At 71.5% G+C, this 1,375-nt stretch carries 1 protein-coding gene; it reads right to left on the bottom strand.

Features of this window, described 5'->3' with window-relative positions; all coding sequences use genetic code 11:
• Positions 1-1,375: ATP-binding protein (locus tag ACZ49J_RS45400; protein WP_467457748.1), on the bottom strand; the 1,375-nt coding region annotated here is incomplete at both ends.

Here is a 1,375-nt window from a genome sequence, read left to right as displayed (position 1 = left end):
AGTCCTTGATCTCGCAGATCGCCGCGCCGGAGGTGACGGAGTTGCCGACCTCCGCCGCGAGCCCCTTGATGGTGCCGGCCTTGTGGGCGTTGAGGGGCTGTTCCATCTTCATGGCCTCCAGGACGACGACCAGGTCGCCTTCCTTGACCTCCTGCCCCTCCTCCACGGCGATCTTGACGATGGTGCCCTGCATGGGCGAGGCGAGGGTGTCACCGGAGGCGGCCGGGCCGGACTTCTTCGCGGCGCGGCGCTTGGGCTTGGCGCCGGCGGCGAGGCCGGTGCGGGCCAGGGACATGCCGAGCGAGGCCGGCAGGGAGACCTCCAGGCGCTTGCCGCCCACCTCGACCACGACCGTCTCCCGGCCCGCCTCGTCCTCGGCCTCGACGGCTTCGGCGGGGGCGGTGAAGGGGGCGATCTCGTTGACGAACTCGGTCTCGATCCAGCGGGTGTGGACCGTGAACGGGTCGGTGGAGCCGGTCAGTTCCGGCGCGAACGCCGGGTCGGTGACGACGGCCTGGTGGAACGGGATGGCCGTGGCCATGCCCTCGACGGTGAACTCGTTCAGCGCACGGGCGGCCCGCTGGAGGGCCTGCTGCCGGGTGGCGCCGGTGACGATCAGCTTGGCGAGCAGGGAGTCCCAGGCCGGGCCGATGACGCTGCCGGACTCCACACCCGCGTCCAGCCGCACACCGGGGCCCGACGGCGGCGCGAACGTCGTCACCGTGCCGGGGGCCGGGAGGAAGTTGCGGCCGGGGTCCTCGCCGTTGATGCGGAACTCGAAGGAATGACCGCGCATCGGCGGGTCGTCGTAGCCGAGTTCCTCGCCGTCGGCGATGCGGAACATCTCGCGGACGAGGTCGATGCCGGTGACCTCCTCGGTGACCGGGTGCTCGACCTGCAGCCGGGTGTTGACCTCCAGGAAGGAGATCGTGCCGTCCTGGCCGACGAGGAACTCGCAGGTGCCCGCGCCGACGTAGCCGGCTTCCTTCAGGATGGCCTTCGAGGCGCGGTACAGCTCGGCGTTCTGCTCCTCGGAGAGGAAGGGCGCCGGGGCCTCCTCGACCAGCTTCTGGTGGCGGCGCTGCAGGGAGCAGTCACGGGTGGAGACGACGACCACGTTCCCGTGCTGGTCGGCCAGGCACTGGGTCTCCACGTGACGCGGACGGTCCAGGTAGCGCTCCACGAAGCACTCACCGCGGCCGAAGGCGGCCACGGCCTCGCGGACGGCGGAGTCGTACAGCTCGGGGACCTCTTCGAGGGTGCGGGCGACCTTCAGGCCGCGGCCGCCGCCGCCGAAGGCGGCCTTGATCGCGATCGGCAGACCGTGCTGCTCGGCGAACGCCACGACCTCCTCCGCCCCGGAGACCGGATCGGG

Source organism: Streptomyces sp. NPDC030840, assembly GCF_055572015.1.
The sequence above is the reverse complement of the archived record's forward strand: the minus strand, read 5'-3'. Positions and strand labels throughout refer to the sequence as shown.